11 protein-coding genes are annotated in these 17,377 nt (G+C 64.5%); 7 read left to right on the top strand and 4 right to left on the bottom strand.

What is annotated here, in order from left to right:
• Positions 1 to 3: 3 nt before the first annotated feature.
• Positions 4 to 993, top strand: a complete 990-nt coding sequence (locus tag KF833_06705) for a hypothetical protein (GenBank protein ID MBX3744983.1) — start codon at positions 4 to 6, stop codon at positions 991 to 993.
• Here the strand turns inward: KF833_06705 and KF833_06700 are convergent.
• The 3 genes from KF833_06700 to KF833_06690 all read right to left on the bottom strand — a co-directional run bounded on the left by KF833_06700 (position 983) and on the right by KF833_06690 (position 4,640).
• Positions 983 to 2,356 (bottom strand): 3-isopropylmalate dehydratase, encoded by a 1,374-nt coding sequence (locus KF833_06700; protein MBX3744982.1) that lies wholly within the window; start codon positions 2,354 to 2,356, stop codon positions 983 to 985. The two genes, KF833_06705 and KF833_06700, sit on opposite strands and share 11 nt — an antisense overlap.
• A 177-nt stretch (positions 2,357 to 2,533) precedes the next feature.
• Positions 2,534 to 3,445 (bottom strand): DUF4159 domain-containing protein, encoded by a 912-nt coding sequence (locus KF833_06695; GenBank protein MBX3744981.1) that lies wholly within the window; start codon positions 3,443 to 3,445, stop codon positions 2,534 to 2,536.
• A gap of 214 nt (positions 3,446 to 3,659) precedes the next feature.
• Complete coding sequence (locus tag KF833_06690; protein MBX3744980.1) at positions 3,660 to 4,640, bottom strand: transposase; 981 nt, start codon at positions 4,638 to 4,640, stop codon at positions 3,660 to 3,662.
• Between the two features lie 395 nt (positions 4,641 to 5,035).
• Between KF833_06690 and KF833_06685 the strand changes: the two genes are divergently transcribed.
• The 3 genes from KF833_06685 to KF833_06675 all read left to right on the top strand — a co-directional run bounded on the left by KF833_06685 (position 5,036) and on the right by KF833_06675 (position 7,677).
• Positions 5,036 to 5,884 (top strand): type II secretion system protein, encoded by an 849-nt coding sequence (locus KF833_06685; protein MBX3744979.1) that lies wholly within the window; start codon positions 5,036 to 5,038, stop codon positions 5,882 to 5,884.
• A gap of 555 nt (positions 5,885 to 6,439) precedes the next feature.
• A complete protein-coding gene (locus tag KF833_06680; protein ID MBX3744978.1) occupies positions 6,440 to 7,006 on the top strand; it encodes a redoxin domain-containing protein in 567 nt (188 codons plus the stop codon).
• A gap of 290 nt (positions 7,007 to 7,296) precedes the next feature.
• Positions 7,297 to 7,677, top strand: coding sequence for a hypothetical protein (locus KF833_06675; GenBank protein ID MBX3744977.1), 381 nt, complete (start codon positions 7,297 to 7,299; stop codon positions 7,675 to 7,677).
• Between the two features lie 52 nt (positions 7,678 to 7,729).
• Here the strand turns inward: KF833_06675 and KF833_06670 are convergent, their stop codons facing one another.
• On the bottom strand, positions 7,730 to 9,430 hold the full coding sequence (locus KF833_06670; GenBank protein ID MBX3744976.1) for a hypothetical protein: 1,701 nt from the start codon (positions 9,428 to 9,430) through the stop codon (positions 7,730 to 7,732).
• 192 nt (positions 9,431 to 9,622) lie between these two features.
• Here KF833_06670 and KF833_06665 point away from each other — a divergent pair, with 192 nt between their 5' ends.
• The 3 genes from KF833_06665 to KF833_06655 all read left to right on the top strand — a co-directional run bounded on the left by KF833_06665 (position 9,623) and on the right by KF833_06655 (position 17,279).
• Positions 9,623 to 11,578 carry a PatA/PatG family cyanobactin maturation protease gene (locus KF833_06665; protein MBX3744975.1) on the top strand — a complete coding sequence of 652 codons (1,956 nt, stop codon included), beginning with the start codon at positions 9,623 to 9,625 and terminating at the stop codon, positions 11,576 to 11,578.
• A gap of 588 nt (positions 11,579 to 12,166) precedes the next feature.
• On the top strand, positions 12,167 to 15,979 hold the full coding sequence (locus KF833_06660) for a protein kinase (protein ID MBX3744974.1): 3,813 nt from the start codon (positions 12,167 to 12,169) through the stop codon (positions 15,977 to 15,979).
• 67 nt (positions 15,980 to 16,046) lie between these two features.
• Positions 16,047 to 17,279 (top strand): M20/M25/M40 family metallo-hydrolase, encoded by a 1,233-nt coding sequence (locus tag KF833_06655; protein MBX3744973.1) that lies wholly within the window; start codon positions 16,047 to 16,049, stop codon positions 17,277 to 17,279.
• Positions 17,280 to 17,377 lie beyond the last annotated feature (98 nt).

Below are 17,377 nucleotides of genomic sequence, written 5' to 3'. Positions count from 1 at the left end.
CTCATGGGTCTCTGGCGGCGGATCCTGCGGTTGGGGCGCGCGCTTGCGCTGGCGCTGGCGCCAATGGGGGTGGCGCTGGCGGTGACGGGTCAGGCGACGCCGATGCCGGATTTCCGGCTGGAGGACATCAATCCGGGTTCGCCCCGCGCGGGAACCGGGGTGTCGCCGCGGGACTACGTGCTGGGGATTTCGGTATTCTATTTTGCGTCGCTGGGGTGCGATTACTGCCGGACGCAATACGGGCATCTGGACGCGGTGCTGCGGGAAGTGACCGCGGCGCGGCCGGGGTTGCGGGTGTCGATGGTGGCCGTCAACCACGCCAGCGACGGGACCCGGCCGGCATTGGGCGAGGCGGTGAACGGAGCGATTCCCTGGTTGCAGGATACGGCGGCGGTTGGGGCGTGGGCTCGTTGGGGGGTGGAATGGCGGGACCTGGTGGTGCTGGATGCCTTCAACCGGCCGGTCAGCCGCGACAATCTCACGGAGAGGGATCTGGGTGAACCGCGGCGCCGGGAGATCCTAAGGGACGGACTGCTGGCGTTGGCCGAGCCGGTGGATTCGGACGGCGATGGTCTGCCCGACGTGTGGGAGATTTACTGGTCCGGGGGTCTGGGGTTGGCACCGGACGAGGACCCGGACGGGGACGGATTTGACAACCGGACCGAATGGGCGATGGGCACAAACCCGCTGGATGGGGGGTCGCGGCCGCAGGTTTCGCTGACGGCGGAACGGACGGGGGAGTTGGGGGCGTTGCCGCGCGTGTGGGTGACGTTCCGGCGGTTCGGGGGGCGGGTGCCGTTGCGGGTGGAGACGTCGCAGGACTGGCTGAACTGGGCCGGGATGGACGTTTGGGCGGAGGAGGCGGCCGGGTATCGGGACACCTACGATGGCACCGGGACAGTGCAGGTGCGGTTTCCGCTGGCGGGGGTGGGGGAGTCTCCGTTCGGCTTTGTGCGGGTGCGGGCGGTGCGGGATGGGGCGGTCAGTTGGTGAGGTATTCGCGGGGATCGACGATTTTTCCGGCCACGGCGCTGGCGGCGACGGTGGCGGGGCTGGCGAGGAAGACCTGGGATTCCTTGTGGCCCATGCGGCCGGGGAAATTGCGGTTGGTGGCGCTGATGCATTTCAGCGGGGTGTTCATGCGGCCGAAGGTATCGACGGGACCGCCGAGGCAGGCGGCGCACCCGGCGTTTTCGGTCATTTGCACGCCGGCGGAGACGAGGATTTCCCAGATGGTCTGGTCGCCCCAGCGGGTGGACTGGAGGTCGTGGACGATTTCGGGAGTGGCGGGGACGCCGAAGGTGTCGATGGTCACGTGGCGACCCTGGAGGACGCGGGCGAACTCGACGAAGTCGCTGGTCTTGCCGCCGGTGCAGGAGCCGACGTAGGCGCGGTCGAGCTGAATGTGGCCGAGTTCCTTGGCGGGCTTGCGCTGGCCGGGATCGGGGTGGCAGGCGACCGTGGGTTCGAGGCGGTCGAGATCGACAACGAGATCGTACACGAAGCGCTGGTCGGCGTCGGGTTCGACGGGTTCGTAGCGCTGGAGGGTGCCGTTGAGGCGGGTGCGGGACTCGACGAACTCGGCGGTGCGGGCATCGAAGGGGAAGATGCCGTTCTTGCCGCCGGCCTCGATGGCCATGTTGGCGATGGTCATTCGGTCGTCCATGCTGAGGCTGGCGACGCCGGGTCCATCGAACTGCATGGCGCGGTAGGTGGCGCCATCGAAGCCGATCTCGCCGATGACATGGAGGATGATGTCCTTGGCCATGACACCGGGCTGGAGATGGCCTTCCAGGCGGAAGCGCATGGTCTCGGGGACCTTGAGGAGGAGCTTGCCGGTGCCCATGACGAAGCCGGCGTCGGTGTTGCCGATGCCGGTGGCGAACTGGTTGAAGGCGCCGGCCATGCAGGTGTGGGAATCGGTGCCAAAGAGGACTTCCCCGGGGCGGGTGTGGCCCTTTTGAGGGAGGGCGGTGTGGCAGACGCCGGCGTAGCGGCTGCCGTACTGGCGCTGCAGCGGGCCCTTCGTGGTGTCGAACTTCCACGAGCCTTCGGGATCGTCGATGACGTCGTAGAAGTAGGGGAGGCCCTGTTCCCTGGCGAAGGCACGGAGCAGATCGACGTTGCGGTTCGACTTGGAGTCGGCGGTGAAGATGTAGTGGTCGGGGATGATGACGACGCGGCGGGGATCCCAGACCTTGGCGGCCTTGCCGAATTCGCGATGGAACACCCCGATCGTTCCGGGGCCGCAGACATCGTGGGTCATCAGGATGTCGGCCTTCACCCAGACATTGTCACCGGCCTGGACGGAGGATTTGCCGGCGGCGCGGGCAAGCAGTTTTTCGGTCAGCGTCATGGTTGAAAATGGGATTGGCGGCGCGGGCGCAGGGCGGGGTCACCTCCAGTCTTACCGGGGCTGCCCGAAAGCCGGGAAGCCATCGCCGGGATCGTGGGACAAGGGGAGAACCGGTCACGCGCCACCGTTGGGAAAGGATAGCCGGTCCACGGCAAACGGTGCAACGGCGATCGCGGGTCAGTGGGTGAGGAGGTGAAAGACGATGTTGATGCCGATGGGGTAGGCGGACTTTTCGGAATAAGTGGTGAAGAACCATTCGCTCGATCCCTCTTCCTCCCATCCGTCGGCGAGGTCGGTGTTCCAGCAGAGGAGGATGACGATGCGACCGCGGTCATCGAGGAAGGCGCGGTAATCGGCGGGCTGGGGCGATTCCCAGGAGATTTCGTCCTCCCAGGTCCGGTACGGATCGGGCAGGTGGCGGGTGCGATGGGCGGAATCGTCGCTGGGAATCTGTGGTTTATTACGGATGGGATAGGGGATGTTGAAGATCGGGTGATCGAGAGGGAGCGACACGGGGTCGCGGTCCGGGAAGATCTTGCGGAATTCGCCAACGATGTGGTTCCACATGCCGTCGCCCCAGAAATCGTCAACCATGAGGAAGCCGCCGTTGAGGAGGTAGCGGCGCAGGATTTCGGCCTCCTCGCGACTCAGGGTGATGCTGCGGGGATCCGACATGTACACGAAGGGATAGTCGAACAGGCGGGGGTCCTCGATGGCCACGACCGTACCGTGGGGATCGGTGCGCATCGAGGTGAGTTGTTCGAGGCGGTAGGAGAGGTTGAGGTCTGCGCCCGGGTAATCGACCCGCCAGCCTCCCCGGCCGCGGGATCGGAACTGGAGCCGGGCGAAGGTGAAGACATCGGCGCGGAAGGCGGGGTCCACGGTCCATTCCGGCACGCCGGCGCGGGAACGGGGACCGGGATTGCGGATCAGGCCAGAACGCAGTTCGCCCTCAGCGGGTTCGGCAACCGGAGCCTGACGGGATCGTTGTCCCAGGGCGACCCAGGCGCCGGCGAGGACAAGGCACAGGACGAGGGCAATCCGAAGGCGGGTGCGAGGGTGGGGGATGGGCGACGCCGTGGGCTGCATGGACGATGCGACGAATGTGAGGGAACTCCGCGGTGCGGCGGGGGGAACGTCAAGACTGGCGTTCCGAAGGCCGCGAACGCCTCCCCTGAGCAAGCAGTAACCTTGGGTGCGCTGCCTGGAGCAAATCGCTCAAGTGCATCGTCATTCGCCAATTCCGTCTCTCCGCTCCGATACGCGCCTCGATCACTCCTCGGATTGTCCGAGATGTAGCGAGTTACCCCACTGCATCCACTTGCAGATCGCGCAACACGGTAAGCCCCGGGATCGGAGCCCCTCGAATGGTACGTGCGCCGCTCTTGCGCCGCTTGCCGAACTTGTCCCGGTGCCGCTCCCACATCTGGTTCACGAACTCCTTCGAGCCCAGGAACACCCCGTCCGTCATGTGCCGGATCCGCAACCGAAGGATCTGACCCAGCGGTAGTTGACCGCCCCTCGCCAGTTCCGCCCGGATCGCCTCCGGTTCCAGCACCCGCTTGTCGCTCCGTCCCGACGTCCCGCCAATCACATAAAGCGCCAGGCGATATTCTGCTGACGCCGCGCTCCAGTCGGTTGCGCCCAGAAAGCCCATGATTCCGCGGCGGATGACCTTGTCGCCGGTGAGGGCGGCGGCGTAGCCGCAGAAGCGGTAGTCCTTGGGATCGTTGACCAGGCCGGCGCGGACGGGGTTGAGGTCGATGTAGGCGGCGATGGCGCGCAGGGTGCTGGGGCAGTCTTCCACCAGAACACTGCGGAAGCGTTCGCCCCAGAGGTAGCCGGTGCGGTCGTGACGGCGGTTGTACCAGCGGGAGAAACGCTGCTTGAACTCCTGGAGGAAGACGGAGAGGTCGGCGATGCGGGAGAGGACGGCCTGGCGGATGTCGTCTGGGATGGGTTGACCCTTGTTGAGGGCGGCGCGGGCCAGGGTGGGGAGGGTGGCCTTGGGCCCGTAGAAGTCCTCGAGTTTGGCGAGGATGACGTCGTCCGGGATGGAGTCCTCGAGGGGTTTGGGTGGGACGCGGATGAGGAGATGGAAGTGGTTGGACATCATGCAGAAGGTGATGATGTCGATGTCGCAGAAGCGGGCGAGGTGATGGAGGATGTTGAGCAGCTTGTGCTTGGCGGAATCGTCGAGGAGAGGGAGGCGGCCGGCGACTCGGGACATGCAGTGGTACGTCGCGTGCGTAGAGGGATCGGCGGTGATGCGTGGGGTTCTCATAGGGTGGGATTAGGGCGAGCGGGTCCAAGCTGCGTTGGTGAAATGCTGGGCTGCGCGGTGTGCGGAGGGCAGGGAGGGAACTGAGCGATGGGGCGACAGGATGGGTTGGGATGGTAGGCGTTTTCTGCGTGTGATTCTCAAGCACTGCGAAAGAGCTGTCAATTCAAATTGACTGCCTTAATGTCAATTCAAATTGACTGCCTTAATAAACTAACCGTCAATTAAAAAGAGTCGGGCTTAATAATCTAGGGCTCGGGCTGGTGGTTGGGGTGGTTGGGGAGTTCCCTCCTCACCCACAACTCCGGGATGCACGGCATGTCGTCTCAAGGCAGAGAAAGGGGTGGTCATCCTGCAGATCCTCGATGTAGATCGGCATCGATTCCAGTGGCCGGACCATGAACGCGAGGCATCCCCAACCGACAGGCTCCTTCCGCCAGACCGGTTTCACCTTGATCGAACTCCTGGTGGTCATCGCCATCATCGCCATACTGGCTTCGCTGCTGTTGCCTGCCTTGAATCGCGCCAAGGATAATGCCCGAGCTGTCGTATGCCTGGGCAACGTCCGGCAAAACCTTCTGAACTACCGGCTGCTCATCGATGACCTTGGCGATCAGAGCCTCGACCATCCGGAGATGTTTCGCTGGTGGACCGCCGAGGTCGGCCAGCCGAATTCCACCTGGGCGTGTCCCTCGGCGCCGGTACGGCTTCGGTCCACCGATACCATCGATTCCGCCTGGCGCATTGGCGGTGCCTTTTGGGGGGTGGAGACATGGGAGGTATCCGTCTCCAATCGCACCGGAGGGTATGCCATGAATTGGCACCTCCTCGAACTCAGTTGGTACCGGAATGGACCCAATCCGCCGACCCCGGTTCAGATCGCCGACAACTTCACCCGAGAGGGACAGGTTCAGGCGCCTGGATCGACGCCCGTTCTCGCCGATGGCCGCCGATGGCTTGCCAATCCGCATGCGCATGAACCGGCCGCAGCTCAGGTGGACCCGTTGTCCTCGGGAACCTCGCCGCATCGCGGATCGAGCTTTCCCATGCCGGTGGTGGCCATCCCACGCCATGGGAGCCGTCCGCGACCGCTTCCTGACCTCTGGTGGTCAGGACCTTCGCTGCCGGGTTCCATCCATGCCGGCTTCTTCGATGGACACGTGGAACCGGTGAAACTTGACCGGCTTTGGGAGCTCCATTGGCACGTGGACTACGTTCCGCCGGCCACCCGGCCCGGGATTCGATGAACCGGTATCCACGGCGGAAGGCAGCTCAGGATGAAGCCGCAACGGGCTATTGGAGCGACGCGCGTTGGTGGGAAGGGTCACCTCTCAGCCTCTTGCAGCAGGCCTCTTACTCGTGATCGTGATCGTGATCGGGCTGTCACCTTCCGCCATGCCCTTCCGGGATGGATTGCACGTCGTGTCGATAGCTCGGGGCACGGCGCGGCAAGGGTGGATGGGATGGAAAGGGAGCCTGCGGCGTCGATCCCGATTCCGATTCCGACCCCGACCCCAACGGTCCCCTCGTCGTATCCCTCGACCGATCGAATCTCCGGCACCATGGAGATGCGCCCAACGGACGGCAGCTTCCGCGTGGATGACATCGCTCCGGGCGAGTATGAACTTCAGATCCGCGTGACGCAGCCTCCCCGAACCCAACAGGAACGCTGGATGCGGAGTCAGCCCCTTCTCGGCTCGCTGACTCGCGATGTCGGTATTCCAGACGGCCGTGGCCCGATCGACCTTGGCCTGTTGGAGATGACCTGGGCCGAGTCCGTGGAATCCACGAGGTCCTCCCCTGTGGAACTGTCCCTGCCAACCCTCGACGGAAAACGTCTCGACCTCTCCGATCAACGCGGTCGTCCCGTCCTGCTCGCCTTCTGGGCCGCGTGGTCGGAACGAAGCATCGAGATGCTCACCCGCCTGGAGGACCTCCGTGGTCGGCTCGGAACCAATGCCCCGGTGATATTTGCCGGGATCTCCATCGATGCGGAAATCGGCTCCGCGCAAGAAGTGACGCGAAGCCGGAACATCCCCTGGCCTCAAGGGCACCTCGATGGCGAAACCCGCGCAACGGTCACCGCTCAATTCGAATCCTCGCCGTGGCACCGCACCACGAAAGTCGCTTCGTCACCAAGGTCGATCCCGGGGCCGATCCGGTCACCGTCACTCTCGAAGCGTGGGATGAGGACACCTTTTCGGAGGAACACCGGATCATCGCTCTTTTCATACGCGCTGATACAGAAGAGTGGGGGTAAAGCGCGCCTTGACCATCGCCAGCCCGCCATTGGAGATTCCTTCGGATGCAGGCAGGCGACCAGGGAAACCAAGGCGCGGGGGGGGTTGCCACGACTCATTGGAGCCTGATCCTCGATGCTACGACTTCGACTTCAGCCTCCGAATTCGCGCTGCGGGAGCTTTGCCAGACTTATTGGGGGCCCCTCTACGTCTTCGCGCGCAGGCGCGGCCTGCCGCCCCCCGAGGCCGAGGACCAGACTCAGGCTTTCCTCGCCGCCTTTCTCGCGGGCGATTACCTGTCGCGGGCGGATCCCGAACGCGGCCGCTTTCGCTCTTTCCTCGTCTCATGCTTCGAGAACTATCTCCGCAACGAATGGCGCCGGAGCCAAGCCAGGAAACGCGGCGGTGATCAACGCTGGGTGACCTTGGACGTTGCGCTGCTCGAGCAAGCTGCCGGCCCGGCAAGCGAATCCCTGCCACCCGACGTTGCTTACAACCGCCAGTGGGCACGGTCCTTGTTGAACGTCGTCTTTCGCCGCCTCCGGGAGGAATGGGCCGCCTCCGATCGTCTCGGGCTGTTTGAGCAACTCGAACCGCACCTGTGGGGCGACGTCACCGCCGTTCCCTACCCTGACCTCGCCCAACGGTTCGGCCTCACGCAGGTCAACCTTCGCGTCATGCTCCATCGCCTCCGTCAACGCTATCGGAGTATCCTCCTCGAAACCGTGGCTCAGACTGTGGCCGATCCCGCCGAAGTCGACGGCGAACTCCAGTTCCTCATCCAGGTACTGCGCCAATAAACTCCCAACGAAACCAGGTGCATGTTTCGAGACGAAGGTTCACCGACGGCTCTCAAAGCGACTTGAGAAACTCGACCAGTTCCCACTTCTCTTCGTCACTCAGTTCCGTGGTTCCCCAGGCGTGTCCCGTGTTCGCATTGCCGGGGCGCCGTGTATCGAACACCGACGAGACACCGTCAGCGTCCGGTGTCGTCTGATAGCCCACGTGGACCGGGTCGTACTCCCGATTCCCTACGTGGAATTCAACAGGGCGTTCCTCCGGCCGTTGGAGGAGTGACCAGAGATTCGGAACGGAACCGTTGTGCAAATAGGGCGCCGTCGCCCAGACGCCATTGAGCGGGCGCGCACGATACACAGGTGTCGGCACCGTCGAGACCGTCCGAATCGCCATGTACTCCTCCAGAGCCGCCTCAAACGCCGGGACGGGCTGCCCGATAATGGTGCCCGCAACGGCATTGCCGAGGATGTCGGCCGCCAAGGCACTGTCCCCGAACCGCGTCCCCAATACGACGAGCGACGGACGGTCCTTCAGTCGCCCGGTGGCAACCTGTCGCAGCGCGCCCGTGGCCATCCCGGGATCCGTCTTCGTCTCTGAAATCGGAACCAGGACGACCTGGATCCGGCGCGAGGGATTGGTGCGATCAAGGAGCGCATGGCAGCTTACGCAATGCCGGTCATAGTGCCCACGACCACGCGCCGCCTTGGAAGCATTGATAGCCGTCAGAAACTTCTCCGGCCACTGGGGCGACCACAAGGTGTCCAGCCATTTCTCGAGCAATCCCATGTTCTCCACGCGCACGGACGATTCGTAACCCTCCAAGCCGCGCTCCGGTTGGATGTTCACCCGCGCAAAGGCCCCCAGCGCCTCCCCGATGTTGCGAGCCAACGGGCCGATCCCGCCGTTATGGGCAATCCCGTTCCATTGCACGCGGTCCATCTGCGGCGTGTCCCACAGGCTCGGGTACGACACCGGCGCATCCGGCGGCTTTACATTGTCGGCCACTCCGAGGTCATGGCCCGCTACTTCATTGAAGATGTTGCCAAAGGCATCCAACCTCGCGTACCCCGGCATTCCCGCCCCCGGCGTCGGACGATTCCGCCGATTCCTCGCGACGATATCCCCCGTCACCGCTTCAAGTTTCGCGCGCAGTTCGGCTGCCCCACTCGGATCGCCCCCACCGCCCTGCACCGCGCGGGCGAAACGCTGGAACTTTGCGTCCTCACGCTGTGTTGCTGTCAGCGCAGCCGCGAGGTCAAAGAAGAATGATTCGGCGTCAGCCAGTGTCGGCCCGCCGTCGATCCGGATGCCCACACCGCGATACCGCAATTGACCCGTGTGACAAGCCGCGCAGGTGACGCCAACCCACGACTCACCCGATCGTTCATCCACATCCTTCACAAAGCCGACCGGTAGCCCATCCGGGTTGTGACGCGTCGGCCTCGACGCCAGCCAACGATACCGATCGATGTTCTGGTCCGATGCAAAGGGCGCCTCACTCCGAGCCTGTTCCAGTGCGAGAAACCACGCGTACGGCACAATACGCGACCCTTGCGAGGTAAACCAAAAGAGTTCCTGCTCCTCCGCGGTCCAGCCCTGATCGAGGCTCACCACCGTTCCAATCGCTCCGGGCACTGGCGTCCCTGTCGTAATCTCCGGCGGCCGATGCGCGCAGCCTCCCGGCAAAGCGGCCGCCACCAATAGGGCCGGACCAATCCAACGTGACACTGGTGCGTCTTCGATCAGGGTGCGCATAGTTTCGAAACGATTGGGTTGTGGTTCATACGGTGAGATCCGGCAGCCAACCCCTTCACAGGACCGGCAGGTCCTCTCCAACAGATTAGTGCGTCCTCCGCGATCTGTTACATCGCACCCCGAATCTGGAGCGCGTGTAACAAATGCACCGCTTCCTACTAATCAGGATGACGATTCCTTTCCGAAGCAGCGATGAATGCGCTCGAACCCTTGTGGCGTATATCAATCGGAGACGCCCGCATCGTTGTCGCGGTCCTCGACGGACCCATCGATCGGCGCCATCCCGGTTTCGAGGGAGCCGACCTCACTGTCCTCAACGCCCTGACCACTCTCGGGTCGGACGTCGGAGCCGCCGATCACGGCACCCACATTGCCAGCTTGATCTTCGGTCAGCCGGGAAGTCCCGTTCCTGGCGTCGCGCCTCGTTGTCGCGGCCTGATCATTCCGATCTACCGCGCGACACCCGAGGGAGGAGCCACCTGTTCGCAACTTGACCTTGCGCGCGCCGTCGATCTCGCCACGGAACACGGCGCCCACGTCATCAACATCAGCGGCGGCGAGCCCGGCTCAAGACGCACCGCGGACCCCCTGCTCGCCAACGCCATCAGGCGCGCCATCGATCGTGGTGTCCTGGTGGTCGCCGCCGCCGGTAATGATGGCGACCCGGAGGACCAGGTCCCGGCCGCCCTCCCCGGCGTCCTCGCCGTCGGCGCCGCCGACGAACACGGCGAGCCTGTCGATTCCAACAACTGGGGCGCCACCTATCGGGTCCAGGGTGTGCTAGCCCCCGGCACGAGGGTTCGCGGGGCCCTCCCCGGGGGTGGAACCGACGAGCGCAGCGGTTCGAGTTATGCCGCGCCGCGCGTCGCCGGCGTCGCCGCACTGCTCCTGAGCATCCAGCTCCAACGAGGTCTCGCTCCAAACTCCGCGACGATCCGCACCGTCCTCCTCGAAACCGCCGATCGTTGTGATCCCCGGACCGCGCGGGATTGCCGGCGATGGTTCGCCGGACGTCTCAATCCCGCCGCCGCCCTCGCCCGAATTCTCGCCGACACCGGAACGCGCCGCGCGCCAGCATTCGAACCTCCAACCCGTTACTTGCGCTTTCACGGCGTTCAACCTCTGGAAAGCAGATCGAACCAAGCACGAACCAACAGAAAGGTGCCCGTCATGTCCGAAGCAAACGAATCCACCCACGGCGACACCGTCGCCACCCCAATCGTGAACACCGAGCCCCCCGGGCCACGGACTCTCCCGGGATCCCCCTCCGCACCCGCCCACGCGATGCGCGAGGCGGAACCGGCTGCTGGAATTCAACCTGCTGGCTGCGCGTGCAGTTGCGCGTGCGGCGGTGCTCCCGCGCTCGTCTATGTCCTTGGCCAGATCGGTTACGACTTCGGTTCCGAGGCGCGTCGGGATTCACTGCTCCAGCAGACCGGCAAGAACGTTCAGGACCCGGGGCAGTGGCTCGCGGCAGTCGAGGCCGAACCTGCCCTCGCGTCCAGTGTCATCTGGACACTCAACGTGGACGCCACACCGATTTATGCCGTCAAACCAGCCGGTCCCTTCGCCACCGAGGGCTACCTGCGCCTGCGCGAATTCCTCAAGGCCCAACTCGCCGAAGGCATCGAACGCGTGTCCATCCCGGGTGTGCTGCCAGGCGGCGCGCGCCTTCTGAGCGGACCGGTCGTCCCCGCGATCGTCCCGGAGGTTCGCGGCATGTACAACTGGTCTACGGGCGCCCTGGTCGATTCAGTCCTCGGTCCCGCACCCAAAAAGAAGGACGAAGCCGAACACCACGCCGAGCAGACCTCCGGCATCTCCCGTTTTCTCGAGCGCGTGTATTACGAAGTTCGGAACCTGGGGGTGACCTCAGCGGATCGAGCGATGAATTACGCCGCCACGAATGCCTTCCAGGTTCAAACGGTCTTCCGCTCGGCCATCGAGGGCGGCTTCAAGCTCGACTGCATCGAGGTGGAGCGAAGTGTCATCTGCCGCCCGGGGTCCGACTGCTGGGACGTCAAACTCACCTTCTTCCATCCCTCGCGCCGCCTCGAGCAGGCCCGTCGCGTGCACCGCTTCACCATCGACGTCAGCGACATCGTCCCGGTCACGGTTGGACGCCCGCGCCATTGGGAGGTTTACTGATCCCACCGATCGCCCGCGGGAGGCGTTAAAGAGCATGCCCCAATCCGACATGCCCTCACCCCCGGCCGGAGGTCCCGCGAAGGCCGGAAACAAAGAAAAACCATGAGACTACCCCTACAAGCCAGACCCATCCTTCGACACGCCTCCGGCTCCGTGACCCGGACGCGCCACATCCAACCACTGCATTGCAGTGTCATCGACAGTATCAAATGCGGGGTCAGCGGCGCCGCCTTGGTCGCCGGCCCTTGTGATCCAGTGGGATTCCCCGAGGATCTTCCAGCCTGCGTGGCGGCGGCCGTCGGGTACTTCGACAAGTGTCACGATTGCCTCGCCCACGCGGCCAAAAAGGCCATCTGCTTTGCGGTGCAGGAAGCTGGGAAGGCACATATTCCCATCCCGCCTCAGTTGCAGGCCCTTTGTTCCTGACAACCGCGCCCCCGGTTGGGCACGCCTTTGTCCATCGCGGTCCCCTGAATCGGGGTGTTCGTGAAGTAGAGCGACACGCCCCCGGCGCGCCGCACAGCGCGCGCCGGGGGCATGAATCCTCTCGTCAAGCGCCTACAGGTGGTTCCACGGTTCTGCCAATCCATGGCAGACACATCCCTCTGCTCGGTTTGCGGTTCGTCGCTTCCGCCGTTTGCGGACGCCCACGCCTGCCCCGCCTGCCTGCTCGGTTATGGATTGCGGCCAATCGACGAGGACCTGAAGGCCGAACTCATCGCCATCACAACGCCTGGGGATCGGGCGGCATACATTCATCAAACCTGCTCTGGGAAACACGCCCTCAAGGCTCGCTTGTTCGCGTGGCTCGCCAGCCTTGGCGCCCCGGCCGACTCCCCGGAACCCTTTCCACTCGCCGACGATCCCGACCTCGAACACGCCTGCCTCGGACATTACCGACTCCTAACCAAGCTGGGCGAAGGGGGCTTCGGAACCGTTTACCTCGCCAACCAGGACCGGCCCGTCAAACGCTGCGTTGCGGTAAAGATTCTCAAGTCGGGGATGGATTCCGAACGGGTCATCAACCGCTTTGAGACCGAACGCCAGACGCTGGCCCTGATGGATCATCCGAATATCGCCAAGATCTTCGATGCCGGACAAACCCGCTCCGGCCGCCCGTTCTTCGTCATGGAATTGATCTCCGGCGAGCCGATCACGACGTTTTCCACGCGGCATCGCCTGGGTATTCGTGAACGCCTCCATCTCTTCATTCAAGCATGTGACGGCGTCCAACACGCCCACCAAAAGGGGATCATCCACCGAGACCTTAAACCGACAAATATCCTCGTGTCCACGGGGGACGATCATCCGATCCTAAAAATCATCGATTTTGGCATCGCCAAGGCCACTCAACCGTCCTTGTCCGATCTATCCCAGCCTGCCACCACCCTGCACCAATTCATCGGGACACCAGCCTACATCAGTCCGGAGCATGTCCTGACCGGTGCCAAGGGGGTGGACACTCGAAGCGACATCTACAGCCTCGGCGTCCTCCTCTATGAACTCCTCACAGGAGTCACGCCGTTCGACCAGCAGGAACTCCTTCGCGCCGGACTGGAGGGCATGTGCCGGATCATCCGCGAACGCGAGCCCGTCAAACCCTCGCTTCGCCTGCGGGGCCTCGCCGGCGACCCCGATACTCCCCGCCGTCGGCCTTCCTTCACGTCATTCCCAGCCGACCTCGACTGGATCGTCCTCAAGTCTCTCCAGAAGGATCGAAACCTTCGCTACGCAACGGCCAACGGGCTCGCCATGGAGATCCGCCGCTACCTTCGCGGTGAACCCATCCTCGCCCGGCCCCCCAATGCAGGCTATCGCGCCGGGAAATGGATCCAGCGCAACCCGCTTGTCGCGAGCCTCGGACTGCTGCTCGCCCTCGCCTTGACCGTCTCCGCCATCGTCGGAACCTGGGTATCGATCCGCGTCGCCCACGCCAAGACCGAAACCGACCGGGCCAATCAACGCCTCGCCCAAATCGTCCGCCGCCTCGAGTGGGAGAAAGCTGAGGAATTCGTCGCCGACAATCAGCGGTATCGCGCCCTCCTCTGGTTCGCACGGGTCCTCCGGGAAAACCCGCAGGACGCTGAAGCAGCGGCACGAGTCCTCTCAATGCTGACCCTGAACAACTTCGCCCTCCCGGCGGCGCCCCGCCTCGTCCATGACGGACCCGTGCAGTCCGTCCGCTTCAACGCGGACGCCAGCCGCGTCCTGACCGCCTCCGTCGACGGTATCGCCTGCCTGTGGGATACGTCCTCCGGTCACGAAATCCGGCGTTGGACTCACTCCGTCGAAATCACCAAGGCCGAGTTCGCCTGCGGCGAACGTCGCCTGATCCTCGAATCGAAAGAACACTTCCTTCGCGTCCTCGACGCCGAAACCGGCCACCTGATCCTCGAACGACCCGGCCGAAGGGAGTTCCCGGCAGGTATTGTCGCGGGTGACGACCGAACGCTCTTTGCCTTCGAGGACGACGCCACCCTAACTCTTTGGGACCTCGAATCCGGCCAACCGATCGGGGCACCTCGCACCTTGCCTGCCGCCGTGCGGGACGCGGATCAGTCCCGCGCCGCGGGGGTCGTAGGAGTGATCCTCCTCAATCGTGAAGTATGGATCCTGGATGCCCTCGAAGGCCGAACCATGGCCACGCTGAATGACTTCACAGAGCTGCCCGACCGACTTGCCTTCGCGCCCGACGGGCATCGGATCTTCATCGTCGTCTTCAATTCGCAGCGACTGGTGGCCTGGCCATTTCGCACCGCTGCGAAGGCCACCGTCCATTCCGTGCCGAGCCCGGCCCAGATTGAGAAGATCACTTTCACAGCCGATGGCCGCCGATTCGCCTCCGAATCCTATTTTGATTGGCCAAGACTGTGGAACGCCGACACGCTGGAAATCGTAGCCACCGCCCGCGAAGGCGAGAAAGGCAGGGGCGGATTCCGGGTGAGTGCCAACGACTCGGTGGCCGCCTCCTATAGCCAATTCGGCATGGCGCGAGTGTATGAGGCTCATGACCTCGTTCCGCTGTTGGAGCCGATCGACCATCAAGCCCCGGTGTCCTGCCTCGACCTCGACCCCACCGGATTCCGAATGGTGACCGGATCCCAGGATGGGATGGCGCGACTGTGGGACTTGCGAATGCGAGCGCCATCCCAACTCATGTTACCACCCACCGTTGGTAGAGCTGTCGAAGCCGAGTTCAATTCCGCTGGAACGTGTGTCCTCGTCAGCGTCCGTACCGACGCGCTCCGCCTCTGCGACTCGCACACCGGCGAATCCATTGGTCCCGATCTGGAGTTACCGCGACATCTCAAAGAACCGCACATCTGGCGCGCCTCATTCTCTCCGAACGGCGACCGCATCCTCGCCGCCGGACTCGACGGCAGAATCCAAATCTGGGATGCGGCGACCGGCCGGCCCGTCGTCGATTGGATCGTCCCACCGGATGTGATGGTCGCCAGGTTCTCCCCTGACGGTCGCCGGGTCGTGACCGGCGATAGCGAAGGCTTTGCGCGAATCGCTGATTCCACCACGGGCTCACTAGTCGAAGCCCCATGTCGAGGCACCGGCGAAGTCACCAGCCTTGCCTTCGACCCCCGTGGCGCCCGATTTGCCTCCGCCCACGCCGGCGGAACCGTCCTCTTCTGGAGCCTTGAAGATGGACGTCAACTAGGACCTCCACTGCGTCATCGCGGGATCGTCTGGGGTATATCCTTCAGCCCCGACGGCAGGCACCTCGTCACCGCCTCTGCCGATCGAACGGCCCGGATTTGGAATCCCGCCACCGGAATCCCCATCGCCAAGCCGCTACGCCACGAGGGTGAAGTTCTATCCTCCTGTTTCAGCCCCGACGGAAGCCGAGTCCTGACGACCGCTTCGGATGGCAGCGCGCGAGTGTGGGACGCGGCAACCGGAGATCCTGTCACTCCCCTCATGGAACACGCGCAGCCCACCTGGATCGGGCGCTTCAGCCCCGACGGACGCATCGTCGCAACCGGTTCGCTGGATCGCACCGCCCGTCTGTGGAGTGCCGAGTCCGGCTTTCCCTTGACTGAGCCCCTTCGCCATCCCTCGGGCGTTCTGCGCGTCTCCTTTAGTCCGGACGGAAATCGGCTTCTGACCTTCGGCGGTGAACGAGCCAGAATCTGGGAAGTATTCCCGGCGCCCGGTCCACCGCCGCCGTGGTTCGTCGAATTGATCGAAGCGGTCGCTGGGTTTCGCTGGATGCCAGACGGCCAGATTGCCCTGGCCCCGACCGACATCATCGCCCGCCTGCGCCATCACCTTGTCACAGACAAGGGCAACGACGCCTATACGCGCTGGGCTCGGTGGTTCCTGGTCGAACGTATGGGTCCACCCGCCCCCGTGTCCGCTCCCGCCACCAACCGTGCACGAGATCATTGATCGCGGTGCGGCGGGGTGAATGGTATGCGTGGCGGGGCCCAAACGGAGGCCGGGACGGAGGAGATGCATGGACAACGAATTGCGTGAGTGGCGGGGACGGATCGAGCGACGTCTGCCAGGGATGCTGGAATTGCTTCGATCCTGGGTGGGGGTGAACAGCCACACATCGAACCGGGCCGGGGTGGCGCGGCTGGGGCGGTTGACGGCGGAGGCGTTCCGGCCGCTGGGGTTCGAGGCGGATTTCGTGCCGCACGCGGATCCGGCGTTGGGCGATCATCTGGTGCTGACGCGACGCGGGCGGAGCGACCGGACGGTGGCGCTGGTGTCGCATCTCGACACGGTCTTCGAGGAGGACGAGGAGGAGCGGAACGGGTTCCGGTGGCAGGTGGAAGGGGACCGGGCCTATGGACCGGGGACGATCGACATCAAGGGGGGGTCGGCGATGATGCACCTGGTGCTGAGCGCGCTGGCGGAGGGTGACCCGGAGGCGTTCGAGGCGGTGACCTGGGTGGCGATGTGGGATGCCTCGGAGGAGACGCTTTCCGAACATTTCGCCGAGGTCAGCCAGGCGCGACTGGACCCGGACCGGACCTGCGCGGCGCTGGTGTTCGAGGCGGAGGGTCGGCCGAACGGGCGCCCGTCGCTGGTGGTGGCCCGGAAGGGACGTGCGACGGTGCGGATGACGGTCGAGGGGCGGGGGGCGCACGCGGGGGTCCGGCATGCAGACGGGGCGAACGCGATCACGCAGTTGGGCCGGCTGGTGGACCGGATCGCGGGCCTCACGGATTACGGGAGGGAACTGACGGTCAATGTCGGAAGGGTGGAGGGCGGAGGGGCGGTGAACCGGGTGCCGCATTGGGCGGAGGCGGAGGTCGAGTTGCGGGCGTTCCGTCCGGACGTGTTGAGGGCGGGGATCGAGGCGTTGCGGAGGATGGCGGGCGAAGGCGACGTGGCGAGCGTCTCGGACGGACACCGCTGCCGGGTGCGGATGGAGGTGCTGACGGAGAACCCGCCCTGGCCGAGGAACGACGGGACGGAAGGGCTGTTCACGATCTGGAACTCGGTGGCGATGGGATTGGGGGCGGGGTTGGACCGTCAGGAACGCGGGGGATTGAGCGACGGAAACTGGCTCTGCGGACGGGTGCCGACCCTGGACGGTCTGGGCCCGTACGGGGAGCATGACCACTGTTCCGAGCGAAGCGCGGACGGCTCGAAGGTTCCCGAGTATCTGCATCTGCCTTCGGTGGCGCCCAAGGCGCTGCTGAACGTGCTCGCGTTGCGCCGGTTGATCCGGGGATAGGGGCCTGTGGCGAATGGCGAATGGCGAATGGCGAATGGCGAATGGCGAATCTGGGGAGCCGTTTCGAGGTTGCGGCCTGACGGGTGAGGTTGGACAAG

It is taken from the genome of Verrucomicrobiia bacterium (assembly GCA_019634625.1).
Lineage (GTDB): Bacteria > Verrucomicrobiota > Verrucomicrobiia > Limisphaerales > CAIMTB01 > CAIMTB01.
This window is presented reverse-complemented; position numbering and strand designations above follow the sequence as displayed.